The organism is Marinobacter sp. C2H3 (assembly GCF_037080155.1).
In the GTDB taxonomy this organism is placed as follows: domain Bacteria; phylum Pseudomonadota; class Gammaproteobacteria; order Pseudomonadales; family Oleiphilaceae; genus Marinobacter.
In genome coordinates, this window is the sequence record NZ_JBBBNZ010000002.1 from 170,352 (window position 1) to 194,468 (window position 24,117).

The 24,117-nt window shown below is 64.9% G+C and carries 17 protein-coding genes; 2 read left to right on the forward strand and 15 right to left on the reverse strand.

Annotated elements, in window-relative coordinates; all coding sequences use genetic code 11:
- Positions 1–17 precede the first annotated feature (17 nt).
- The gene (locus V3388_RS05910) at positions 18–2,768 is read left to right on the forward strand and encodes a LuxR C-terminal-related transcriptional regulator (protein WP_336366616.1); all 2,751 of its coding nucleotides are present in this window, start codon (positions 18–20) and stop codon (positions 2,766–2,768) included.
- Positions 2,769–3,075: 307 nt separating this feature from the next.
- On the opposite strand, the gene dinG is transcribed toward V3388_RS05910, so the two are convergent.
- The 4 genes from dinG to V3388_RS05930 are packed head-to-tail and all read right to left on the reverse strand — an operon-like array spanning position 3,076 to position 8,429.
- Entirely contained in the window at positions 3,076–5,205 is a 2,130-nt protein-coding gene (gene dinG, locus V3388_RS05915) for an ATP-dependent DNA helicase DinG (protein WP_336366617.1), read from the reverse strand.
- Positions 5,205–5,957 carry a general secretion pathway protein GspB gene (locus V3388_RS05920; protein WP_336366618.1) on the reverse strand — a complete coding sequence of 251 codons (753 nt, stop codon included), beginning with the start codon at positions 5,955–5,957 and terminating at the stop codon, positions 5,205–5,207. The genes dinG and V3388_RS05920 overlap by 1 nt, the downstream gene beginning before the upstream one ends.
- Complete coding sequence (locus V3388_RS05925; protein WP_336366619.1) at positions 5,957–7,642, reverse strand: ExeA family protein; 1,686 nt, start codon at positions 7,640–7,642, stop codon at positions 5,957–5,959. The genes V3388_RS05920 and V3388_RS05925 overlap by 1 nt, the downstream gene beginning before the upstream one ends.
- A gap of 10 nt (positions 7,643–7,652) precedes the next feature.
- Positions 7,653–8,429: an MlaA family lipoprotein gene (locus tag V3388_RS05930; RefSeq protein ID WP_336366620.1), complete on the reverse strand. Its 777-nt coding sequence runs from the start codon at positions 8,427–8,429 to the stop codon at positions 7,653–7,655.
- 87 nt (positions 8,430–8,516) lie between these two features.
- Between V3388_RS05930 and V3388_RS05935 the strand changes: the two genes are divergently transcribed.
- The gene (locus V3388_RS05935) at positions 8,517–8,927 is read left to right on the forward strand and encodes an acyl-CoA thioesterase (protein WP_336366621.1); all 411 of its coding nucleotides are present in this window, start codon (positions 8,517–8,519) and stop codon (positions 8,925–8,927) included.
- Between the two features lie 12 nt (positions 8,928–8,939).
- Here the strand turns inward: V3388_RS05935 and V3388_RS05940 are convergent, their stop codons facing one another.
- The 11 genes from V3388_RS05940 to V3388_RS05990 all read right to left on the reverse strand — a co-directional run bounded on the left by V3388_RS05940 (position 8,940) and on the right by V3388_RS05990 (position 24,112).
- On the reverse strand, positions 8,940–10,061 hold the full coding sequence (locus V3388_RS05940; RefSeq protein ID WP_336366622.1) for a beta-ketoacyl-ACP synthase III: 1,122 nt from the start codon (positions 10,059–10,061) through the stop codon (positions 8,940–8,942).
- Between the two features lie 135 nt (positions 10,062–10,196).
- Positions 10,197–14,117, reverse strand: coding sequence for an ATP-dependent RNA helicase HrpA (gene hrpA, locus V3388_RS05945; protein ID WP_336366623.1), 3,921 nt, complete (start codon positions 14,115–14,117; stop codon positions 10,197–10,199).
- A gap of 135 nt (positions 14,118–14,252) precedes the next feature.
- A complete protein-coding gene (locus V3388_RS05950; protein WP_336366624.1) occupies positions 14,253–15,926 on the reverse strand; it encodes an AMP-binding protein in 1,674 nt (557 codons plus the stop codon).
- 146 nt (positions 15,927–16,072) lie between these two features.
- Positions 16,073–17,074: an AgmX/PglI C-terminal domain-containing protein gene (locus tag V3388_RS05955; protein ID WP_336366625.1), complete on the reverse strand. Its 1,002-nt coding sequence runs from the start codon at positions 17,072–17,074 to the stop codon at positions 16,073–16,075.
- Positions 17,067–17,606: an ExbD/TolR family protein gene (locus V3388_RS05960; protein WP_336366626.1), complete on the reverse strand. Its 540-nt coding sequence runs from the start codon at positions 17,604–17,606 to the stop codon at positions 17,067–17,069. Before V3388_RS05960 ends, V3388_RS05955 begins: the two co-directional genes overlap by 8 nt.
- A gap of 1 nt (position 17,607) precedes the next feature.
- Positions 17,608–18,117, reverse strand: a complete 510-nt coding sequence (locus tag V3388_RS05965) for an ExbD/TolR family protein (RefSeq protein WP_336366627.1) — start codon at positions 18,115–18,117, stop codon at positions 17,608–17,610.
- A 43-nt stretch (positions 18,118–18,160) separates the two neighbouring features.
- A complete protein-coding gene (locus tag V3388_RS05970) occupies positions 18,161–18,808 on the reverse strand; it encodes a MotA/TolQ/ExbB proton channel family protein (protein ID WP_336366628.1) in 648 nt (215 codons plus the stop codon).
- Between the two features lie 31 nt (positions 18,809–18,839).
- Entirely contained in the window at positions 18,840–19,241 is a 402-nt protein-coding gene (locus V3388_RS05975) for a hypothetical protein (RefSeq protein ID WP_336366629.1), read from the reverse strand.
- Complete coding sequence (locus V3388_RS05980) at positions 19,238–19,759, reverse strand: tetratricopeptide repeat protein (protein ID WP_336366630.1); 522 nt, start codon at positions 19,757–19,759, stop codon at positions 19,238–19,240. The genes V3388_RS05975 and V3388_RS05980 overlap by 4 nt, the downstream gene beginning before the upstream one ends.
- Positions 19,752–22,628 (reverse strand): tetratricopeptide repeat protein, encoded by a 2,877-nt coding sequence (locus V3388_RS05985; protein WP_336366631.1) that lies wholly within the window; start codon positions 22,626–22,628, stop codon positions 19,752–19,754. The genes V3388_RS05980 and V3388_RS05985 overlap by 8 nt, the downstream gene beginning before the upstream one ends.
- Complete coding sequence (locus V3388_RS05990) at positions 22,625–24,112, reverse strand: hypothetical protein (RefSeq protein ID WP_336366632.1); 1,488 nt, start codon at positions 24,110–24,112, stop codon at positions 22,625–22,627. The genes V3388_RS05985 and V3388_RS05990 overlap by 4 nt, the downstream gene beginning before the upstream one ends.
- Positions 24,113–24,117: the final 5 nt, after the last annotated feature.

Below are 24,117 nucleotides of genomic sequence, written 5' to 3' on the forward strand. Positions count from 1 at the left end.
CCAGACCGCGAGACGCCATGCTGCTGACCACCAAGTTCCTCCGGCCCTCTTCCGATCCCCGCGCGGTGCCCCGGGACCGGTTGCGCTCGCGGCTGGAGACCAGCGGCGCCAACCGGCTGACCCTGGTCGTGGCGCCCGCCGGTTTTGGCAAGACCACCCTCGTCAGCCAGTGGTGCGCCACTACCTCGGACACCACCGCCTGGCTCTCCCTGGACGAACACGATAACGAACCCCGCCGATTCTGGCAGTACGTGACCGGCGCCTTCGAATACGCCGGCCTGCCCGGCATGGCCGAATGCCACCGGATACTGAATCGCCAGAGCGGCGACGACATGACCGCCGTGATCACCGCCATCATCAACGAGCTGGCCCGGGACAACGCCGACTGGACGCTGGTTCTGGATGACTATCATTGCATCGACCACGACGCCATCCACCGGCAGATCGCCTGGTTTCTGGACTATCTCCCCCCCGGCAAACGCCTGACACTGGCCTCCCGTACGGAGCCCCATCTGCCCCTGAACCGCTGGCGGGTACGCCGTTGGGTGGAAGACATCCACCCCGGCCTACTGGCGTTTTCCGAAGACGAATGCCTGGCGTTCTTCCGCACCACAATGGGCGTGGATCTGTCGGACGACGAGGCCAGGGCCATCTGCCGGAAAACCGAGGGGTGGGTCGCCGCCATGCAGCTATCCGCGCTGTCTGGCGGCCGTGCGCCCATGCCCGGCGCCAGTGAGGCGGGGCGCTGGGACATCGACGAGCGCCAGATCAGTGATTATGTGCTGACGGAGGTGCTGTCACTGCAGCCGCCTGAAACCACCGATTTCCTGCTTGATACCGCCTGTTGCCCGCGGCTGACCGCTTCCCTGTGCGACATCCTTCGCGAGCGGGAGGATAGCCAGGCCATGCTCGAGGAACTGCTCCGGCAGAATCTGTTCCTGATTCCCCTGGACAACCGTAACGAATGGTTCCGCTACCACGACCTGTTCCGGGACGCCCTACGCCAGCGCCTGGCCCAGACCGATCCGGAACGCGCCGACCGCCTCTGGCGCATCACCGTCACTTGGCTACTGGGCCACGGCCACGTTCAGGAAGCCATAGCGCAGATTGTCCGGCAGCAGGATTGGCCCTGGCTCGCCCAGGTCCTGGCAGAGCATGGCAATAATCTGATCCACGGGGGCTTTCACCTGCCGGTACTGGAATGGCTCGATGCCCTGCCCGATGACTTGGTCCGCCAGAGTCCGCAGCTGCAGATGCTGCGGGTCTGGGGGCTATTTTTTGCCAACCGGGTGGATAGCCTGGAACCGCTGCTGTTGTCCCTGGAAGATCTGCTGGATCGCCGAGTCGCGGATTCACACCCTGACGCTGAAGGCGCCCTCGGGTTGAACAGCGAAATTGCCCTGGTGCGTTCCTATCTGGCCCGCACCCGCAGCGACGACAAGCGGGCCAACGACCTGACCCGGCAAGTGCTGGAAGACATCGACCACACCCGCATTCCCCTGAAATCCGTGACCTACTACGGGCTCGGCCTCGACGGCTACGGTGAGGGGGACCTGCCCGGCGCCGTCGAGGCGCTGCGGGCAGCGGTGCACTACGGACAGGTGGAACGCAAGCCCAGTACCGCGCTGTCCAGCGGCGGCCTGCTCGCCTGGATTCAGTACCACCGGGGCCAGATCGACGCAGCGCTCCAGACCTGCACGGACGTGCGTCAATGGGTTGACCAGCATTACGCCGACCCGAGCCAGCCCCGGCTGATTTCCTGCTGGCAGAACGCGGCACTGACCGAAATCTGCCGGGAGCGAAACGAACTCCCGCTGGCCCACAGCCACCTGGCACCGCTGCTGGAGCATGTGCGGCGTGGCACGGAGCCCGGCCAGCATGTGATCATCCAGCATGTAGCGGGGCACCTGGCCTTCAGCGAAGGCCTCTGGAGCGAGGCCATCGACGCCCTGGAAGACGCCCGGCAGGTGGCCCGCAAGCGGCGCGAACACATTCTGTTTGAACCGCCCCTGAGTGCGGCCTTGCTGGCCCGCTGCTATCTGGCCATCGACGACGTCGAGCGAGCCAGCACCTGCCTGGATCAAGAGTCGCTGGAGGCCATCGCCAACCCACTGCACCGGGAGCAATACCACCTGGCTCGCGCCCGGGTACTGAACGCCCAGGATCAGCCCAGAGCGGCGCTGGAAAGCCTGATGCCGCTGCGCAGCGACGCGGAGCGGGACGCCCATCATTTGCATCTGGTGGAAGTTTTGCTGATCTCAGCTGAAGCCATGGACCGGATGGACCGGCCCGGCGATGCCAACACCCTGCTGACCCTGGCGCTGGAGCGGGCGGCGGAGTCGGGGCTGAGCCGGCTGTTTGCCGAGGAAGGCCCGCGCCTGCGAGGCTGCCTGGCGAGGCTGCCGGCCTTGAAGGCGCCAGGGCGCTGGCACCAGGCACTGCGAGAGATGCTGGCGCAGGTGGCGAACGCCGACGAAGCGGGCTCGAGCCCCCATGCGTCAACCCGGGAGCAAAAAGAAGCTGGCGAAACGATCGCGGTTCCCGACGCCGCGTCCAACGACGCACTGCCGGAGCCCCTGAGCCAGCGGGAGCAGGAAGTACTGGCGCTGATTCACCAGGGCCTGGCCAACAAGGAGATTGCCCGGGCCATGGAGGTGGCGCCGGCCACGGTCAAGGCGCACATCCGCAACCTGTACGGTAAACTCGCCGTCTCGCGGCGTACCGAAGCGCTGGCCAGGGCCCGCACGCTCGGGCTCCTGGAACGCTAGCGGCCTTCCCTCTCCGCCACCGACTCATCCTAAAGTGTGACCGCTGTCACAGTTTTCCGCCAGAGCTTACGCCCACTACGCCCTTTGGACGATCCACCTACCCCCTTTTCCGACCTAAGATGGTTTCGACGGTGAGGCACAGCCTCCCCCGGAATTCTGAAACTTCAGGCCTTCAGATTCCCCTTGTTCCGCGTTGTTTCGACGCCTGGGTCCTGTGACCCGCTGATAAGAGCCAACCCCGGTTGGCTCTTTTTTTTGGTCAAGCGAACGACTGGCGGCGCGGCGGGAATCGGCGGTATCGCGGGAATCAGCGCTCGATGATGCGTCTGAACGGCGGTAGCGCGTCCAATAGAAGCTGGCCGTAGCGGCGGGACACAATGCGGCGATCCAGAATGGTCACGCGGCCGGTGTCCTGCTCGGTCCTCAGCAGCCGCCCCACCGCCTGAACCAGCTTGATGGAGGCGTCCGGCACCGTGATCTCCATAAAGGGATTACCACCCTGCTGCGTGACCCACTCGGCCAGGCTGGCTTCGATGGGATCGTCAGGCACCGAAAACGGCAGCCGGGTAATGACCACGTGGTGCAGGTACTTACCGGGAAGATCAATGCCCTCGGCAAAGCTGGCCACGCCAAACAACACGCTGGCCCGGCCCTCGTCCACCCGGGCACAGTGCTGGCGCAGCACCTCACCTTTGGCCATATCGTCCTGGGTAATGATCAGGTCCGGATGGTCTGGCGCCAGGGCATCTCTCACCTGTTGCATCTGCCGGCGGGAGGTAAACAGCACCAGGGTGGCCTTCTCCCCTGCCCAGAGCGATGGCAGGCGTTTCACCAGGGCATCTGTGAACCCGTCATCGGTGGGCATGGCCGGCATCGACGGCACTTCCACGGTGGCCATGTCGCCGTAGCGGAACGAACTGGGCACCACCAGATAACGGCTGGCCTCCGGCAGGCCGGCCCGGGAACGGAGCCGGTCAAACCGGCCAAGTGCGGTCAGCGTGGCGCTGGTGAGCACGGCGCCGTAGGTCCGGGACCAGAGCCGGGCGTACAGCAGGTTGTCCGCGAGCACCGGAGAACTGAAGAAGGTAATGTCTTCGGCGTGATCCCAGCGCTGGCGCACCGCCCAGCGGGCCGGAGGCGGCCCTTCAAAGGTCTCACACCAGGCCGCCCACAACCTCAGCTGCTCTTCGGAACGGCTGTGAAATGCCCCGACCACCGGGTACCAGGCCTCAGCCGTTTCCCGGTCTATCTCGTGTTCCTTGCGCTCGTCGAACGCGCCTTGCAGCTCGTCCGCCAGCGCTCCCATCTGGCGCACCAGGGTGGCGGTTGAGAGCCTGGCTTCGGCGGCGAGTGAGGCCAGCATCTCCGGTAGCGCGCCTTCCGGATATCGCCACTGGGCGCTGCGCCGCTCTTCGCTGAATTCCCACACGGTGTTCTGTTCCGCGTATTCGTAGACCCGGGCCAGCATCTGATCCAGCTCCCGGCCGGCGCCGGAAATCTTGTCCAGCATGCGCGCCGCCTGGGTATCCGGCGGAAGATAGGGCTGCATTTTCACCAGCGCCTGGGACACCTGTTTCAACCATTGCCGTGTGCCGTTCAGGGGCACCGAGGCGGCAAAGTGATTGAGCGCTTTATCGGGCAGGTGGTGGGCTTCGTCAAAGATAAACAGCGCGTTTTCCGGTTCCGGCAGAATCGCGCCACCGCCCAGGGCAAGGTCCGCCAAAACAAGATCGTGGTTAGCCACGACGACGTCTGCGGCATCGAGGTCCTTGCGGGCATCAAAAAAGGCGCAGCTGTCAAAGTAGGGGCAGTGCCGGTTGGTGCACTGCCGATGATCCGTGGTGACCTGGCGCCACACCGCATCCGGAATCTGCTCCGGCCAGTGATCCCGGTCGCCGTCCCAGGCGCGGGAGCCGTAGCTGGCCAGCATCTGCTCGAAAAACGCCCGGGTGCCGGGCTCATCCGCCGTGGTCTCGTCCAGCAGAAACAGCGGCATGGTGTCGCTGTCGCCGTTGCCCTCATCGTGCAGCCGGGCTTCCAGGCGGGACATGCACAGATAGCGGCCCCGGCCCTTGGCCAGAGTCCAGGAGAACGAGAGATTGGAGTGCTTTTTCAGATCCGGCAGGTCCTTGAGCACAATCTGGTCCTGAAGGGCGACGGTGGCCGTGGAAATCACCAGTGTCTTGCCCAGCGCCCGCGCCACCGGGATCGCGGCAATCAGGTAGGCCAGGGTCTTGCCGGTACCGGTACCCGCTTCCACCACGCAGGTGGCCGGCGGGGACGTGCGCTGGCCATCGTTGTCGGTGATCTCACCCATGTAGCGGGCGATCTCGGCAATCATCAAGCGCTGGCCGTATCGGGCCTTGATGCCCTTGCCGGCGAGAACGTCCCGATAGGCCTGCTGGATATCCTGCTTGACCGAGTCTGACAGCGCCATCAGCGGGGACTCATCCAGTCGCGCATGGCGCCAATGCGGAACCGCTGGCCATCGAGGCTGAGCACCACGGCATCCTCGGTGATGCCCTCTACGGTCAGCCCGTCGAACCGGTCACCGGGGCGCAGGTACTGCCCGTTGATCATGACCCGGCGGGCCTGGGGATCGGAGGAATAGATGTGGCTGTTGAAGGTCAAATCGGGCACACGCCTCTGGAAGGACAGGGGTAACTCAATGAGATGCGGCACCGTATCGGAATTGATGGCCGCTGTCATCCCGGAGGGCGCCGACGCCCGGCGGGGCGCCGGCACGATAATCGTGGGCGCCGCGACGGCGGGCGATACCTGCTCTGGCGGGGCGTCGAGGGCCGCTGGCTCCGGCGCCTGGCCCATCGGTGAAACGACCGGGGCCGCCTGCGAAGCAGCATCGTCGGCCGACGCGGCACGGGTGTTGTCATCGTTCGTGTTGGACCCGCTGGCAGCGGAAAGCGGCGCTGCGCCCTGGGACGACGCCCTCTGGGGGGCGACCACCGGGGAGGCGTCCGCCGCAGGCGTCGCAAACTGCGGGCGTGGCCAGAAAACCACCGCCAGCACCACCGCATTCACCAGCAGCGCCAGGACGATCCACACCACCGGCGACAGCCGACGGTGCTTGCGCGGACGGTGAATCATCTGCACCGACTGGCCCAGATCGGGCACCTTGCCACGGTGGCGCTCGGACTCAGACTTTCTCAGGGCATCCAGAATGTACGACATCAGTTTGTTCCCTGCCTGGCCAGATCCTCGCCGGCCGCCGCCGGTTGCGCCCGGCTCAGCCGAGGCACCGCCGCGTCCAGATCGTTGTTCATCTGGATAATCGTCATGCCCCCGGCAATGCCATCCACGGTCAGGCCCCGCAGGGACTGGTACCACTTCACCTGGTCTTCCGTCGGCAGTCGGATCAGCCGGTCACGTTCCGCTTCGGACGGTGCCAGCCGGTCCGCAAGCGTCATCATCCGGGCATCCAGCCATAAAGGCTCGCCGGAACCGTCTCCCGTCGGCAGCTCGGGGCGTTGCCACAGCACGGTGTAATCGCCGAACCAGGAGGCCTCAAGGGCGTCCACGGGGACCGTCAACCGCTGGCCGTCCGGCTGGCTCAGCGTGGCTTGGCCGCTATCCAGACCGGTGACAACCACGGCGCCCTGGCGCCCATCGTCCAGCCGCAGGCGCAGCAACGCCGGCCGGTCCAGAAACATCAGGCTGCGCAGCGTCCCCTGGCGGTCGAGGCAGGCCAGACCTTCCTGCTCCGCCTGATCACAGGGCGCGGTGCCACCCGTCTCAAGGCGTTTGCCCCAAGCCCCAAACAGCGCGGAAAACGCCTGAGTATCGTCCAGCAACAGGGTATGGAGGTCCGGCGGCTCTTCACCGTCTGCGGCCCGCTGCACCTGCCCGATCCGTACGTCGTCGGCCTCTGCCTCCGGGGACGGAGCCAATGGCGGGGATTCGTCCGACGACGCCGTGTTTGCCGAGGGCGCACTGTCGGCCGGCGCGAAGAGATCCCGTGCCAGCAAGCCGGCCACCGCCAGCACGGCAACCAGCGCCAACGCTCCCCAGGCCAGCGGATTGCTTCGGATGGGTCGGCGCAGCCGCAAGGGGCCCTTGACCTCCCGTGCGGCCTGGCGGATGTGGGCGCGCTGGATCTCATGATCGCCTTCGGCGTAAGCGCCAAGCAGCGCCCGATCGCTGATCAGGTTGATCAAACGGGGAATACCCTGGCTCTCCCGGTATAACCGCTTGATCGCTCCGGCGGTAAACAGATCCCCACGAATGCCCGCGACGCTCACCCGATAGCGCAGGTAACCGGGCAGATCGTCGGCGGCGATGGCGTCCAGGTGATAGCGTGCGGTGACGCGTTGGTTGAGCTGCCGCAGTTCCGGCAATGCCAGCACCTGCTGCAGTTCCGGCTGCCCCAGCAGCACAATCTGCAGCAGCTTTTTCTCGGCGGTTTCCAGGTTGGTGAGCAGGCGCAATTGCTCAAGCACGTCCGCGGACAGGTTCTGTGCCTCGTCGATCATCAGAACCTTGTGGCGCCCCCTTGCATGGGCATTGAGCAGGTCCCGGTTGATCAGGTCCACCATCTGCTTGATGGAAGCCTCCGCCGCATGGGCGATTTCCAGTTCGTCGCAAACCGCGGATAACAGCTCGCGGGCGGACAGGCGGGGATTGAGAATGAGCGCGATATCGACGTTTTCGGGGGCGTTTTCGATAAAACACCGGCTGACCGTGGTCTTGCCGGTGCCGACTTCTCCGGTGATGACAATGAACCCACCGCTGCCCTGCCCCTGAACCCCATACATAAGGTGCGCCAGGGCTTCCTTGTGGCGGTCGCTCAGGTACAGGTAGCGCGGGTCCGGCGCGATCGAGAACGGCGGTTCCCGAAAGCCGAAGAAGTCGTAGTACATCGCGGTTCCGTCAGAAGTCCTCAAGCATCACGTTGTCATCATCGCCGCTGGCAAAGGGATCCTCAACCACCTTGCCGTCGTTGATGAGATACTGTCGACGCTGAAGAAAGGCATTACGCACGAAGACATACTGGTCGCCTGACATAAACGCCTCCGCCGGGATCAGGTCGGCGCGTTTGTCAACAATCTGCAAGGCACGGGCGTAATAGGTTTCCGGGCTGTCAATTTCATCCCAGGGCGACGGGAACACAAAGCCATCGCTGGCCAGGCCGGTGAAATACCGCGGCGTGGCCGGGCCCAGCAGCGGCAACATCAGGTACGGCCCGGAGCCGACACCCCACACCGCCAGGGTCTGGCCGAAATCCTCCGGCTGTTCCGGAAGATCGAATTTGGTGGCAACGTCAAAAACGCCCGCCACGCCAAACACGGTGTTGAAGGTGAAGCGCCCAAACGCCACCACCGCCGACTCGCCCTTGGCCTGGAGCACGCTGTTGATAAAGTTGCGCACCTCCTGGAGGTTATTGAAAAAATTGGTCACCCCCTGGTCCACCAGGTTCGGCGTCACTTTACGGTACGCCTGGGCCACCGGCTTCAGCGCGTAACGATCGACGTACTGGTTGAACACGAAAACCCTGCGGTTCCAGTTTTCATAGGGATCATTGGCCGATACCGGGCCGGCATCCGCTGGGGCCGGCTGTTCCATGGCCTGTGCCTGCACGAGGGCAGGCAAAAGCGCACCGAACAGTATCAGTGAGGTCAGTAAGCGCCGGAGAAAAATTACGTTCATCGTGTGCTCTTGGGTTGTGATTCTGGTTTCAGTTCGTCAACAATACCGGCGCTTTTTCATTGTCTTTGTTGCCAACCGGAGGACCGCATGACAGTACCGGGCAATCATGTTAGCACCCTAACCATGACGCTGCGATGGGGTGACATGGACGCATACGGCCACGCCAATAACACGGTTTACTTCCGATTCTTCGAGGAAGCGCGGATTACCTGGCTCGCATCCCTCGGCGTCGGTGGCCCCGAAGAGCCCACCGGCCCCGTTATTATAAAGACCAGCGCGACCTTTCTGAAGGAGTTGACGCACCCGGCCACGGTGGTGGTGGAGACCTACGCCGACAAAGCCGGCACCACGAGCCTCGACACCTACCACCGACTGGTGGACGCCGATACCGGCGCCCTGTACTCAGAAGGTTACGCGAAAATCGTCTGGTTTGATCGGTCGGCAAGAACCTCCACGGCCCTGCCCGACACCCTTCGGGCGCTCGCCAGCAGTGGCTGAGCGCCAGACGGCTTAGCGGCGGCGAACCACCACGCTGCCGATGGAGTAACCGGCACCAAACGAACAGATAACGCCCAGATCCCCGGGCTTCAGATCATCCTTGTGTTTGTGGAAGGCAATGATGGAGCCCGCGGAACTGGTGTTGGCGTATTCGTCCAGGATCACCGGGGCTTCCTCTCGATCCGCGTCCCGGCCGAGCACCTTGCGGGCAATCAGCTGATTCATGTTCAGGTTGGCCTGGTGCAGCCACATCCGCCGCAGATCCGATGGCGCCAGGGACAACGCCTCCAGATGATCCTGGATGGTCTGTGCCACCATGGGCGAAACTTCCTTGAACACCTTGCGGCCTTCCTGCACGAACAGTTTGTCCGGCTTGCCCACGCCGGACTCGTCGGCCCGGTTCAGAAAGCCGAAATTGTTCCGGATGTTGTTGGAGAACCGGGTTTTCAGGCGGGTGCCGAGAATCTCGAAACCCTGGCCCGCACCGGCGCTCTCTTCCCGCTCTACGAGAATGGCGGTACACGCGTCGCCGAAAATGAAATGGCTGTCCCGGTCCCGGAAATTCAGGTGGCCGGAGCAGATTTCCGGGCTCACCACCAGCACGGCCCGGGCGGTGCCGTTCTCGACAGCGTTCACCGCCGCCTGCAGGCCGAACGTCGCGGAGCTGCAGGCCACGTTCATGTCATAGGCAAAGCCGTCAATGCCGAGAGCCTGCTGAACCTCAATGGAGACGGCGGGGTAGGCCCGCTGCAGGTTCGAGCAGGCCACGATGACCGCGTCCACGTCTGCTGCTGTGCGCCCGGCCTGGGCCAGCGCCTCGTTACAGGCGGCCACGGCCATATCGCACTGCACCGAGGGCTCGTCGTTACTGCGTTCCGGGATGGACGGGGTCATGCGCCGGGGGTCAAGGATGCCGTCCTTGTTGATCACGTGGCGGCGCTGGATGCCGGAGGCTTTCTCGATGAACGCCGAGGACGACGGCTGGAGCGCCGCCACCTCGCCCCGCTCAATGGCATCGGCGTGCTCGGCGTTGTACAGATCCACAAACTCGTTGAATGCGGCAACCAGTTCGTCGTTATCGATGGTGGCGGGCGGTGTGTACAGACCGGTACCGCTGATGACGGCTTTAATCACGCTAACCCCACGTCAGGAGAATAAACACTTGATGACAACGCATCCCTTGGCGGCAAAGTTTATCACACTGGGGACCAATGTCCCGCGCCCACCGGCTTTCGCGCACCGGATCGGAGCATTCCGGCCCAACCGGCGTCACACGCGGGTCTGCTCCCACTGTCGGTCCAGCCGCTGTACCGACACCGGCACCGCCGTGCCCAGTTGCTGGGCAAAGAACGAGACCCGGAACTCTTCCAGCATCCACCGGTAACGCACCAGCTCCGGGTCACTGATGCCCTGCCGCTGTTGTTCATCCCGCTTGCTGACGTAGCGGCGCCACAGAGGCTCGATAGTGTGCAGGAACTCCCGTTCCCGGCCCATCTCCCGGGGCATTTTCTCAAGTCGGACCAGGCAGGCCTCGAAGTACACGCCGAAGCGTGCCAGCCAGTCGGACGGCGTGGCCACCAGAAACCCGGGGTACACCAATTGGGACAGCTGGAACTTCAGGTCTGCCAGGCTGTTGGCCAGGGCCAGCGGGATTTTGCCTTTGAGCTGCCGGGCCACCTTCTGGTAACCGCCCATAGCGTCGTGCAGGCGACGGTCGGCAGCCTCCAGGGCCGGGATAAAGTCGCCCCGGTGGTGGTCAAAGCAGGCGTCAAACGCGGCCCGGGTCCGGGGCACGTCGTCGGCCAGAAAGTGCTCCATCACGGTGGCCAGCAGCAGATCGTCCAGCAACACACGGGCCTGGCCCACCGGCGCAAACATCAGCGCCGACTGTTTGAATCTGGGCAGCTTGCGCTCCAGGTCGGCCAGGGTGTTGCCGAACCGCTGGATGATCAGCCGGGCCACCCCCCGCTGGTGGGTCTGCGCAGCGGTCAGCCGGTCCAGGCACCGGGTCTCGCGGACCGCGTCCCCCAGGTCCTCCAGTGCCGGCCAAACGGTGATCTCCATACCACCGCGTTCGGTCTGGACCTGCTCGGGCAGATCACCAAACGCCCATTCCCGGTGCGACGATACCTCCGCGCCCTGGCGGGAATCGGTTTCGGCGGACGCCAGCGCCGCCTCCGCCCTGCCCTCAAGCCGGTCCTGGAGTTCCGATGCATCCCGGCTCTCTCCCAGCGTTTTACCCTGATCCCCCACCACCCGGAGGTTCATTCGCAGGTGTCGGGGCAGTTCCGCTTCCGACCAGGCGGCCGGGTCAATGCGGACACCCGTCATGCGCCGGAGTTGCTCCCCCAACTGGGCCGTCAGCGGCTCGTTGGAGGGCTGCAGGTTGGCCAGCGCCGCGTCCACAAAATCCGGCACCGGCACAAAGTTCCGCCGCAACGCCTTGGGCAAGCCTTTGACCAACGCAATGCACTTTTCCCGCAGCAGCCCGGGCACCAGCCACTCCAGCCGTCGGCTGGGAATCTGACGCAGCGCCATCAGGGGTACCTGCAGGGTCACGCCGTCGCGCTCACTGGTGGGTTCAAACTCGTAGCTCAGCGGGTAACGAACCCCCTCCCATTCCAGGTAATCGGGATACTGCTGGCCGGCCTGATCGTCCAGGGCCCGCTGCATCACATCCGCTTCGGTCAGTTCCAGGTGTTTCAGTTCGTCCTGTGACAGCCCTTTCCACCAGGTCTCAAAATGGCGACCACTGACGATATCCGCCGGCAGACGCTCATCGTAGAACGTGAACAGGGTCTCGTCGTCCACCAGCAGGTCCCGGCGCCGGGTCTTGCGCTCCAGGTCATCCACCGAGTCCAGTAGCTCACGGTTACGGGCGATAAACGGCGCGCGGGTGTGGTAGTCACCCTCCACCAGTGCGCGCCGGATAAACAGGTTGCGGCATTCCGCCGGATCAATGCTGGCGTAGCTGATCCGCCGCTTGGGCACCACGTCCAGGCCATAAAGGGTGACCTTTTCATAGCCCATCACCTGGGCGCGCTTCTGCTCCCAGTGCGGTTCAAAGTAGTGACGTTTCACCACGTGCCCAGCCAGCGGCTCCACCCATTCCGGCTCGATGGCCGCCACCATGCGGGCGAACACCCGGCTGGTCTCGACGATTTCCGCCGCCACAATCCACTTTGGCGCGCTCCGGGACACTTTGGACCCGGGAAACAGCTGCACCTTGCGGTTACGGGTGGCCAGGTACTCCCGTTTCTCCACCTTTACCGCCACCTGGCCAAGCAGGCCAGCCAGAATGGCCTTGTGGATCGGGTCGTAGCTGGCGGGCTCCCGATTGAACGACAGTTTCTGCTCCCGGCAAATCAGGGTGAGCTGCCGGTGAATGTCCCGCCATTCCCGCATCCGCATCCAGCTGAGGAAGGTTTTCTGGCACAGCTTCTTGAGCTGGTTCTGGGACAGGTCCTGGCGTTGCTCCTCGTACCAGTTCCATATGTTCAGAAGGGTCGCGAAATCCGATTCTTTGTCGTTGAACGGCGCGTGGGCCTGGTCCGCGGCCTGCTGTTTGTCCTGGGGCCGTTCCCGGGGGTCTTGCACGCTCAGTCCGGCTATGACCACCAGTACCTCTGCCAGGCTGCCAAGCTCGGCGGCAGTCACCAGCATCCGGGCCAGCCTCGGATCCAGGGGCAGGCGCGCCATGGTTCGCCCGAGTGGCGTCAGGCGGCGGCGTTCGTCCACGGCGCTGAGTTCTTCCAACAGCTTGTAGCCGTCGTTGACCTGCCGCCCGTCCGGCGCTTCCAGGAACGGGAACTGGCGGATGTCACCCAGCCCAAGGGTCGTCATTTGCAGAATGACCGACGCCAGGTTAGTGCGCAGGATTTCCGGATCGGTGTACTCCGGCCGATTCAGGAAGTCGGATTCGTCAAACAAGCGGAAGCAGAGGCCCGGCGCCACCCGGCCACAGCGACCGGCGCGCTGGTTGGCGCTGGCCTGGGACACCGGTTCAATGGGCAGCCTCTGGATCTTGGAACGGACGCTGTAGCGACTGATTCGGGCCACGCCGGTATCGATGACGTAGCGGATACCCGGCACCGTCAGCGACGTTTCCGCCACGTTGGTGGACAGCACGATGCGCCGGCCCTTGTGGGCCTGGAACACCCGGTTCTGCTCCTGGTTGCTGAGCCGGGAGTAAAGGGGAAGCACCTCGGTGTGGCGCAGGTCCGCGTGCCGCAGCACCTTGCTGAGGTTGCGGATTTCCCGCTCACCGGGCAGGAAAACCAGCACGTCGCCCGGCGGCTGCCGCTGTTCGCGCTCGTGGTCTTCAATTTCGGACAGCGCGCTCAGAATGCCGTCGTTCCAGCTCTGGTCCCGGTCATCCTCATCCCCGGCCAATGGCCGGTAGCGGATGTCCACCGGGTAGGTCCGGCCGCTGACTTCAATCACCGGTGCGTCGTTGAAAAACCGGCTGAACCGCTCCACCTCGATGGTCGCGGACGTGATGATCACCTTCAGGTCCGGCCGTTTCGGCAGCAGTTGCTGCAGGTACCCCAGCAGGAAGTCGATGTTGAGGCTGCGCTCGTGGGCCTCGTCGATGATCAGGGTGTCGTAGCGGTCCAGGAACCGGTCGTGCTGGACCTCCGCCAGCAGGATGCCGTCGGTCATCACCTTGACCCGGGAGCGCTCGGAGGTCTGGTCGGTAAAGCGCACCTGATAGCCGATCTGGCCGCCCACCGACTCACCGATTTCCTCGGCAATCCGCGCCGCGACGCTGCGGGCGGCAATCCGCCGGGGCTGGGTGTGGCCGATCAGGCCGCGGGTGCCGCGACCCAGGTTCATGCAGAGCTTCGGAATCTGAGTGGTTTTACCGGAGCCGGTTTCGCCGGCAACGATGACCACCTGGTGGCCCTCGATGGCGGCCTGGATATCCTCAACCCGGTCGGAAACCGGTAGGCCCGCCGGAAAGCTCAGGGGGCGGTGCAGCGCCTGGCGTTCGCGCACCCGCTCTAGGCCGGTGTCCAGCCACCCGCGAAGCTTCTCCAGGGTCTTGTCGTCCGGGTCGCCGCCTTTGAACCGGGACAGCGTGCGGACGATGCGTGCGGCCTCCAGCTGATTGCACTGGCCCAGCTGGTCCAACAGGGCCTTGGCGGCCGGGGTCGAGGATACAGCAGGACGGGATCTGGATTTACTCATCGGTGTAGACGGGTGCTCTGTGCCGGCATGGAACCTGGAATGACGGTGGTTATTGGGCTGCACAGTCTAGCGGGAAACCGCGAGGCTTAAAACGGCAAACCCCGCCGAAGCGGGGTTTGCGACAGGCAATGCGCCTTATTTCTTTTCTTCATCCCGGAGCTGCCGGCGCAGGATTTTGCCCACGTTCGTCTTGGGCAGCTCATCCCGGAATTCAAAGAACTTCGGCACTTTGTAGGCGGTGAGCCGTTCCCGGCAGAACTCCTTGAGTTCGGCCTCAGTCACGCCCTCGGCGGTGGGTACCAGGAACACCTTGACCGCCTCGCCGCTCTTCTCATCCGGCACACCAACGGCGGCACACTCGACCACCTTCGGATGGCTGCTTACCACGTCCTCGACCTCGTTCGGATAGACGTTGAAGCCGGACACAATGATCATGTCCTTCTTACGATCCACGATGCGCAGATAGCCGTCTTCCTGAATCACCGCCACGTCACCGGTCTTGATATAGCCGTCGTCGGTGAAGGATTTGCGAGTGTCTTCCGGCCGCTGCCAGTAACCACGCATCACCTGCGGGCCCTTGACGCACAGCTCGCCAGGCTCACCCAACGGGGTCTCATTGCCCTCTTCGTCAATGGTCTTGACCAGGGTGGACGGGATCGGCAGCCCAATGGTGCCAATCTGGATGGCGCTGTGGGGGTTAAACGTGACCACCGGGGAGGTCTCCGTCATGCCGTAGCCTTCGGAAATCTCGCAGCCGGTCACCCGCTGCCACAGTTTGGCGGTATCGCTGGTCAGCGCCATGCCGCCGGAGGACGTCAGCTTCAGGGAGCTGAAGTCCAGGGCCTTGAACTCGGCGTTGTTGCACAGCGCCACGAACAGCGTGTTCAGGCCCAGGAACGCAGTGAACTTGTGGTTTTTCAGTTCCTTGACGAAGCCGGGGATATCACGGGGTTTCGGGATCAGGATGTTATGGGCGCCGGCCTCCAGCATGATGCCGCAGTTCAGCGTGAACGAATAGATGTGGTAGAGAGGCAGCGGCGCGATGACCACCTCTTTGCCCTCGACCACCGTGTCTTCCATCATCGGGCGGACCTGCAGGAGGTTGGCCACCAGATTGCCGTGGGTGAGCATGGCGCCCTTGGCGACGCCGGTGGTGCCACCGGTATACTGCAGCACCGCGATATCGTCCTTCTTGCAGGCCACGGGCTCGAACTTACCCCGGGCACCGGCGGACAGGACGGCCGGCAGCTTGTGGGCACCGGGAATGTGGAACGGTGGCACCATCTTCTTGACGTGCTTGACCACCGCGTTCATCAGGGTGCGCTTGAGCGGCGAGTGCAGGTCGGCGATTTCAGTGACAATCACGTGCTCAATGCCGGTCTGCGGGATCACCTTTTCCGCCGTGCCGGCCATGTTGGCCAGCACCACCAGGGCACGGGCACCGGAATCGTTGAATTGGTGCTCCATTTCCCGCTGGGTATACAGCGGGTTGGTGTTCACCACGATCAGGCCGGCGCGCATGGCGCCAAACACCACCACCGGATACTGGGGCAGGTTGGGCAATTGCACGGCAATGCGATCACCAGGTTTGAGATCGGTCTTGTTCTGCAGCCAGGACGCAAAATTGCGGCTCTGGACATCCAGGTCACGGTAAGTCAGTGTGACGCCGACGGCGCTGAAGGCCGGGCGGTCGGCATACTTTCGAACCGCCTGGTCGAACACTTCCACCATGCTCTGGTACTTGTCCAGGTCCACTTCCCGGGGAATGCCGGCGGGATACTTGTCCTGATAGAACTGCTCAAAATCCATCACCATCTCCTGTTTGGCGCGTCTTATTCTCGCGGTCTACCCATGCTTTCGTGATTAAAAAATCAACTCGACAAAAGTAGCAGCCCAAAAAAGTGGTGGTGAGAATAGCAGTTTTGTCCCCCCGGAGGTAGACCCGAACGCCGCCCTCAGCCCGGCAGGAAATCCACCGGGAAACGCACGGTTCGGGTCGACACCTTGCTGGCACCAAAGTCGAACAGTCGGACCCGCAGAGCCAGACGCTTTTCGAGGTCCGGGTCATTCAGCTCCGAGCTGACCACCCGGCAATCCGAGACGGAGCCGTCCGGTTGAATCACCAGCTCCAGCAGGACTTTCCCCTGCAAGGTCGGATCCTTGCGGAGCGCCCGCTGATACAGTGCATACAGCGCGGCCTTCTGGGCGTCGAAGACCTGGCGGATGTTGCTCATGGAGCGCTCGCCTTCGGCCGGGTTTCGGCTCTTCGCGGACGACTTCGCCACTGTTTTGGCGGCGGCCTCCCGGGGGGCGTCTACGGTCTTCACCCGATGTTCCGCCACCGCCAGCTCCCGGGTAGCGGGCTGATCCATGATGGTGGCGCCGCCACTGTCCGCCAGCACCGAGCCGGTCGCCTGCGTCGAAGCTGTCGGCGCGGCCGCGTCCCGGGTGTTGGCCGTCAGCACTGGCGGCGGCGCTGGGTCCGGCGCCCGCATGGCGGCCAACCGGTCCTTCATGGCCAGCAGGCCGGACCGGGACGCGGTCCGGCGGGCCTGCTCCACGGTCTGAGTGCGCGGCGCCGGGACCTGCTCTGGTTCGGGCGGTGCCACGGCGGGCGTCGGGGCCGGCGGTTGCTCAACCGTTGGCTCAGGGCGGGGCTCCGCTTTCGGTTTCGGGGCGGGCTCGGGTTGGGCCTCCGGCGTCACGACCGGCTCCGGCACCTTCACTTCTGGCACTTCAGGTACCGGCTGGACCAGGCGGGCCAGGGCCGGCGGTACCTGCTCGACAGTCTTACGATCCGGCTCCGGCAGGCTGAGCGAGGGAATCCACAGCGCCAGCGGTAGAAAGATGATCGCCACCACCGCAAGGCTGGCGGTGAATCGCAGCTGATCCGAGGACTGCCTCGCCCAGGGCAACTGGGCCGCAGCGACCAGCGGCCTTGTCAAGGCATCACCCATGGCGAGGCCCTCCGCCAGCGCCGGTTCCGGTTCCCGCGCCCTCACCTGGCCGCGGCTCCACCGCCAGGCGGACCTGCTGGAAGCGTTCATTCACGCAGGTCTGCATGATTCGGCGAAGCAGCCGGTAATCGGTGTCCCGGCCCGCCATGATGGTGATCGGCAGCCCGTCCTCCGGCACTGACGTCCGTTTCTCCCGCTGGTAGCGAAGTTCCTCAGACAGCCCGGCGATGCTGGCGCCCTGCCCGTCCTCCGGGCTCAAAGCGTCCAGCCGGGCAACCTCCCGGCCCTGAACCAGAATGGCCCCGCCGGAGACCTGAACGGTCAGGTTTTCTACCGCAGGCTGCTCTGCCGTCGACTCCGGCAGAGGCACGTCGGCGCTGTTCTGCAGCACTTTGACGTCCGAGGAATTCACCATCAGGAAGAACACCAGAATGGTGAAAATATCCATCAGCGACACCAGATTCAGGCCGCCCGCTTTGTGCATCCGTCCGTAGTGGCGGCGCAGACGCTTTGCCCGCTGGGAGCTTTTCATATCACGCGCCTCCTCCGCTGCTCACAGACGTCGCTGGCGGGGCGTCCATCAGCGCAATGTCCGGAAAGAGTTCAGCCTGCACCACACTCGCCGCCACGACGGTCGGGTATGACCGCACGGTGTCGAGGGTGGTGACCAGGGTCTGATAGTCCACGTCGGGCCCAACCTGCAGTACAAGGTCGGTCTTCTCCGGCCACCGGGCCTTGAGGGCTTTCATCGTCTCTCGCAGGCCCTCGAAATCCTGCTGGCCGTTGGTCAGGGGCAATGCCTTGATTTCGCCGCGCTTGGAATCCGCCACGGACAGCCCCCCGGGTAACAGCGTAATCTGCAGTTGCACCTGATCCGCCGGGGGCGGCTCACCGCCCTGCCCGGGAAAGTTCAGGTCAATGGTGCGCATCTGACTGAACACCATGCCCAGCAGCAGCACGGGCACGAGCACGATCATCAGGTTCATGAACGCGGTAATGTCCAGATCAGGCGCGTGATTCAAGCGCCGATGCCGTCGTCTCATATCCGCCTCCTGGTGCCGCGGCTCACGTCAAACCAGCCCGACATCAGGCCGCCGCCCGTGCCGCCGCCTGGGGTTCTGACACCAGGTTAAGGAGCTTTACCCCGGCCATCTCAAAGCTGTCTACCAGCTCATTGGTTCGGGTCTGCAGCAGCGCATGGAACGCCAGCAGGGGGATGGCGGACATCAGGCCGAAGGCGGTGGTATTCATGGCCACCGAGATACTGCCGGAGAGCAGCGTGGCTTTCTGTGACGGATCGGCGGCCGCCACGGCGGTGAATGCAGAAATCAGACCGATGATGGTGCCCAGCAGACCAAGCAACGTGGCGATGTTCGCCAGGGTGGCCAGGTACTGGGTCCGCTTTTCCAGTCGGGGCAGCACTTCCATCAGGCCCTCTTCCATGGCGTATTCGATCTCGTCCCTTCGGGCGTTGCTGAGCAGGCGCCCCAGCCCCGCCGACATGATCGCCGCGATCGCGCTATCGGATGCGCTGGCCGCCTTCATGGCCTGCCGGTAATCCCGCTTTTGCAGTGCCGGCAGGATGCCCTTTTCGAAGACCATCCGGTTACGCCGGCGGACCGAGCCGAGATACAGAAACCGCTCCAGGGTAATGGCCAGGCCCAGGGCCAGCACCAGAGCGATGGGGTACATGAAAGCGCCGCCTTCCTGAAAGAAACGTACGAGGGTATCCATAGCGTTGTTGTCTCCGTGTTCTACTGCTCAGTTAGGGCTGTGGACCGCCGGCGGTCAGGGCATCCGGATCAAGGGACTCCCGGAAGCGGCGGTGGTGTTCAATAACCCGGGGGTCCAGAGGACGCTCCAGCATCGGAGCGTCCTCTGGCAGTTCGACCCGGGCCCGGCCCGGCAGCGTTGGCGGCTGCCAGGGCAGGATAACCAGCAGGCGGGGCTCGTCCTCGCCGGTGCTGGCGGTGATGCCATCAATGCCCAGGGCAACCGTGGATTTTCCAGCGGCTACCCGCCCGGTGTCCGGGCCCGCCTTTGAGGCGGCCAGGGCCGCGGCCGGCAACCCCAGTGCCAGGAACATCAGGAGGCCGCGTCGGGCGATAAGCGCCAAACCAGCCTTGCGGGTGCGGGCCACACGGGTAGCGCAGAACCGTGGCGTCATGGATTCACCCTCCGCTCCAGATCGGCAATCCACCCGTCGACCTCGCTGTCGCTGCCGCCGGTCAGCTGTTGATAGGCGCGGTACTGGGCCAACGCTTCGGGCAAATCAAGCAGGTAAAGCTCGGAAATCACACCCAGGTTGTAGTGCAGGTTCGGCACGTCGGGCTCACGCTGAATCGCCTGGCGCAGGGTTTCGGCCGCCTGGCGATAGTGGTGTTCGTCCTTGAGCGCGACGGCAAGGTTGTTCGCGGTGGTGGCGTCGTCCGGGTTCAGTGCCAGCGCCTGTTGCCACTGGGTGATGGCCAGGTCCGCGTTGCCCTGCGCCCAGGCGGATCGACCCGCTTCCACCAGCACCGCAGCGGCGGCTGGATCCCGGGTTTTCGCGTCGCTGTCCTGCAGGGTCGAAGGCCCTGTGGCGCAGCCGCTGACGGACAGCACCAGGACAACCAGCAGACCAAGCGTGTGGGCTGGCAGAACGTCCGGTTGGCGACGATGATGGTTGGCGTCAAGTTTACGCACCCGGCTGGCCCTCCCCGCTCCAGGTCATCCAGCGCAAACCGCGCTGATAGCGCCCGGGGTTCAGCTTTGCCAATGCCGCCAGGCTGCGTTCAATCCATGGGTCGTAGGCGTCGGCCCTCAACCCCTGATGATTCTGGGCGTGAAGATCAATGGCCTTTTCCTCAAAGGGGTAGGCCTGCTCTTCCAGCAACATCTGGTATTGAGCGGCTTCCATTTCACTCAGGGTGTCCGGCACCTCGGAGGCCATCAGGTCGGCGGCGAGCTGCCGGTATAGCTCGGCGCGGCGGAACAGCACTTCGGAATGATGGCGGTCGCCACCCAACTGGTCGGCCTGCATAAAGCGCTCTCGAGCGGCTTCAAGGGCCGCCTGCTTGCGGTCCAGGGCCTCAGCCAGGGGCGCCTTCAGGGCAATGCCTTCGAACCGCTCGGCGGCTCGCACGCCCATCACCAGGGCCGCATCGGCACTCCAGGCCAGGGTATCCTCCGAATGCCACGGGCTACCCAGTTCCGCGCTAACCAGACTCGCTTGCCACGTCCGCCGGGCGGCCTCATCGTTGCCGGCGCTGGTTGCCAACCGGTGCCGGAAGGTCTGAGTCTGAACGAATGCCTCAGCAGAATCCGGTACCGGAGCGGTATCCAGGTAAGCCCGGTAAAGCGCGTCCCGCTCCTGAACGGCCCCGGCGTTGTGATACAGCTCCGCAGCCCTTAACCGCATCGGCCAGGGCGCGCTGGCCCTGTTCGCCTGGGCAACCAACTCGTCGGCAGCCCGGACGGGCTGGCCAGATTCGGAATAAGCGTAAACCAGCTTCTCGGGGATCTGGCCGCTCAGGTCGTGTTCCGGGTAGGCCCTCCGAAACGCCTCCAGGCTGTCGATGGCCTCGGGCCAGCGGCGGGCGCGCAGCAGCGTGTTCGCCGCATCAAACTCTCCGCGGACTGCGGTCTCCGAGCCAGGCGAAGCCGCCTGAATGCGGCGAAAATGACGAACGGCTTCGTCCACATCGCCCCGGCCAGCCGCGGCCCGCCCCTGCTGGTATATCACCGTCGCCAACTGGGCCACCAACGCCGGCCTCTGGCCATGGTCCAGGCCCGCATCCTGGCCCCGGGCCCGGCGCTGTTCATCCAGCACCGCCAGCGCATTCTGCCAGGCGCGCTCCGCCATGGACCATTCGCCGTCGGCCTGCTGAACCCGGGCGGTCACCAGCCAGGCGTCGTACCGCTGTCCGGCCTTCAGCTCACGGTGATCCAGCACCCGGCCGGCCCAGGCCAGCGCCTGAGCGCGATCTCCGAGCGCCAGCCACCGATTGGCCAGGTCGGCCTGGACGGCCGGAAGCCGGCCATCCTGCGGATAAGCGCCCGAAAACCGTGTCACTTCGGACGACAGGGCCGCCAATCTGTTCTCACCCGCCGCCGGATCAGGCTGAGCTTCGGCGCTGCTCGGCCCTGGCCCATCCGGTGCGTTTCGGCGCAGCACCGCCACGGCGGCCCAGGCGGCATCCGCCGCCTCGGCGTAACCCGGCACTTCATATCCGGCGGTGCGGAACGCGCGAATGGCCGCATCATCCTCGCCCGCTTGCAGGCGGGCATCCCCGGCCAGCCGCCAGACCGGGCCCGGCTCGGTCGCCCGGTTCGCCAGCGCCTCGTAATAATCCGCCGCCCGGTCAAACGCCGTTACCCGGTTGGCGCCCTGCTCCGCCGAACCCTTCGCGTACGCGGTGTCCGCCAGCGTCCGGGCGTAGTCGCGCCAGCGGGATTGGTGTCTGGCGGGCAAACCCTGATAAGCGTCGCGGCCTCGATAGGCAGCGACGAATGACGCTTTTGCGTGCCGAACCGCGGTCGGCTGCCCGGCGTCCGTCCACACCGCCACCGTCTGGGCTCGGAAATCGGCGACAAAGGGCTGGCCCGGATAGCGGCGGACAAACGCCTCGTTCACCGCCACGCTTTTGTCCGGCTGACCTTCCGTGGCGTAGAGATCCGCGAGGCGGTCGTATACCAGCCCCGTCCAAGGCCTGGGCTCGGTCTCACCGAGCCAGGCATCCAGGCTGGCCAGCCCCTCTTTGCGTTGCGCCATCACTGCCAGAATCCGGAGTGTGTCGTCGAGGGTGTCCACCGATGAGGTCGGCACCGCGTTCAGGCTGGCCGCGTCCGGCAGCGTCTCGTCCAGCACGGAGGCAAAGGTTCGGGCGGCGTCGGCCCAGGTCGCAGGCCCCTGCTTGAACTGGCTCCAACCCAGCATGTAGCGGGCTTTGGTGGCCAGAGCCTGGCCCGATGCGTCGCCGCCTGAGGCAATCACCGCCCGATAGCCGGAGGCGGCCTGGGTGTACCGGCCTGCAGCGAAGTCCGCCTCGGCAATCCGGAATCGCGCTTCGGTGGCATACGAAGACTTGGGGTACAGTCCAACCAGCTGCTCCAGCCGTTCAGTGGCAGCGTCCGGCTCGCCCACCAGGGCGTGGGCCTTGGCCATCTGGTACAGCAGTTCATCCAGCCGGCCGGCGTATCGGCCCTGGTCGAGGATGGCCTGGTAGCTGTCCAGCGCCTCCCGGTAAAGCCCCGCTTCCTGGTCGTCCCGATACCCCACATTCCGGCCCGAGCGGGCGCGGATGTTGGCCAGCCGGTTGAACGCGTCCACGCGCACATCGGGCGCCTTGGAGGTTTCGAACAGTCGCAGATAGCGACGGCCGACTTCCTCGGGGGAAATCGCGGGCAACGGCCGGCTTTCAAACTTCAGAAATACCGGGCGCATGTCGCCGATGGTTTCGCCGTCCCGGTCCAGTTGCACCTGGAACGCTTCCTGAGCCGCGGCCTGTGACGGGGCCAAGTTGGCCAGCATCAGGACAATCAGGGAGACGGTAGCGGCAGGCAACCGGATCATGGCGCCTGCTCCGGCAGAGCCTGGAGCGCCAGGTAATCGTAAAGGTGTGCAATTTGCTGTTCGGTTTTGTCGGAGGCAACCTTCATCCGGCGATCCTGCTCACCCAGGAATGCCAGAGCCAGCCGGTCGAGCTCGGCGCCCGAGGCCTTTTGCAGCGCCCCGAGGGCGGAGGTCATGTCCTCAAGAAGCGCGCTGTGGCGTGTCAGCGCCTGGGTGACGCGATCCAGACCAGGCGCACCCGAGCGCCCGGCACGGCGAAGCTCAGCGGCCAGTACACCAAGATCCTGTCGCTCCCTGGACACCCGCGCCTCAAGACCAACCAGCGTGGCGAGGCGCGCGACCGCCGCCTGAGCGCCAGCATCCTCCAGAAACGCCATCAGATAAGCCTGCCGTGGCTGGCGCAGGGTGCCGGATCCGGACAGGAACCAGGCTCCCTCGCTGGCGCCGGCGTTCGCCACCAGCGCCTCGTAGGCGCCCTGCGCCCGAACGGTGTCGGTCAGCTTCCTGAGGGTAACCTGCTCGCTTTCAAACGCGGCGTTGGCAGCCAGGTAGGCTTCGCCCGCCTGACCGAGATATCCGGCCAGATCGTACCCCCGGCCGGTGCCCAGCCAGGCATCAGACGCCCCCGGGTACGCCAGCGGAAACTTCTTGGCCCGGTGCCAGCTCTGCAGGGCCGCGCGCTGATTGCCCTGGGCAGACAGCGCCAGGCCGTGAAAATACAGCGCCTCGGGCGTTACCGGCCCCTCCAGGGACACTTTGGACAGGAAACCGACCGCCTTGTCGAAGTCGTTACTGCGATAGGACAGGTAGCCCGCCTGCAGCAACAGCCGGTCCCGCAGGTCACGGGCCCGGGACGGATCGGTTTCCGCGCCGACCATGGCCAGGGCTACCCGCAGTGCGACCAGTGCCCTGGCGGAGCTGTGATCGTTGTTGGCGTAGTCCGTTGCCAGGTTCTGGTACCCCAACGCCGACCAGTAGCCCGGTTCCATGGCCGCCAGCGTCCGGCCCGCCGCTTCCGAATCCCCGGCCAGCCTCTGCTGGGTGGCAATGGCGTAGAGTGCTTCCTGGCGGGCGCTGCCAAAGCCCCGCGCTGCAACCTGCCGGAACCAGGGCAGTGCCGCATCGGGGTGGCCCTGTGCGACCCTGGCACGGGCCAACAGAAGCGCGGCACGGGGTTGCGCCTGAGGTCCACTGGCCAGCGACGCGAAAGACTGTATGGCCAACGCTCGCCGGCCGCTGGCATAGGCTACCCGGGCGCGAAGAAAGGCCGCGTCGTCACCCGTCAACGTGCGGGCCATCAGCACCGCCCTGGGCAGATCACCGGTATCGAGGGCATAGCGGACAATCCCGGCGTGCAGCCGGTCCAGATCGCTTTCGGCGCTGGCGAACCCGGGTAAAAGCATCACCAGCACCAGTAGCCGGCGGCCAATACCCCGGTGTCGAAAGCGCCCTGGGCGCGCGCACTGACCGTGTTGCCGAATCATGACCG

Bases quoted from the DNA above. Each gene is read 5' to 3' on its own strand.
- V3388_RS05950 (WP_336366624.1), bottom strand. From the start codon at position 15,926: ATGGATTTTGAGCAGTTCTATCAGGACAAGTATCCCGCCGGCATTCCC.
- V3388_RS05985 (WP_336366631.1), bottom strand. From the start codon at position 22,628: ATGATCCGGTTGCCTGCCGCTACCGTCTCCCTGATTGTCCTGATGCTG.
- V3388_RS05990 (WP_336366632.1), bottom strand. From the start codon at position 24,112: ATGATTCGGCAACACGGTCAGTGCGCGCGCCCAGGGCGCTTTCGACAC.
- V3388_RS05910 (WP_336366616.1), top strand. From the start codon at position 18: ATGCTGCTGACCACCAAGTTCCTCCGGCCCTCTTCCGATCCCCGCGCG.
- V3388_RS05930 (WP_336366620.1), bottom strand. From the start codon at position 8,429: ATGAACGTAATTTTTCTCCGGCGCTTACTGACCTCACTGATACTGTTC.
- V3388_RS05955 (WP_336366625.1), bottom strand. From the start codon at position 17,074: ATGGGTGATGCCTTGACAAGGCCGCTGGTCGCTGCGGCCCAGTTGCCC.
- V3388_RS05970 (WP_336366628.1), bottom strand. From the start codon at position 18,808: ATGGATACCCTCGTACGTTTCTTTCAGGAAGGCGGCGCTTTCATGTAC.
- V3388_RS05975 (WP_336366629.1), bottom strand. From the start codon at position 19,241: ATGACGCCACGGTTCTGCGCTACCCGTGTGGCCCGCACCCGCAAGGCT.
- V3388_RS05935 (WP_336366621.1), top strand. From the start codon at position 8,517: ATGACAGTACCGGGCAATCATGTTAGCACCCTAACCATGACGCTGCGA.
- V3388_RS05965 (WP_336366627.1), bottom strand. From the start codon at position 18,117: ATGAGACGACGGCATCGGCGCTTGAATCACGCGCCTGATCTGGACATT.
- V3388_RS05925 (WP_336366619.1), bottom strand. From the start codon at position 7,642: ATGTACTACGACTTCTTCGGCTTTCGGGAACCGCCGTTCTCGATCGCG.
- V3388_RS05920 (WP_336366618.1), bottom strand. From the start codon at position 5,957: ATGTCGTACATTCTGGATGCCCTGAGAAAGTCTGAGTCCGAGCGCCAC.
- V3388_RS05960 (WP_336366626.1), bottom strand. From the start codon at position 17,606: ATGAAAAGCTCCCAGCGGGCAAAGCGTCTGCGCCGCCACTACGGACGG.
- hrpA (WP_336366623.1), bottom strand. From the start codon at position 14,117: ATGAGTAAATCCAGATCCCGTCCTGCTGTATCCTCGACCCCGGCCGCC.
- dinG (WP_336366617.1), bottom strand. From the start codon at position 5,205: ATGGCGCTGTCAGACTCGGTCAAGCAGGATATCCAGCAGGCCTATCGG.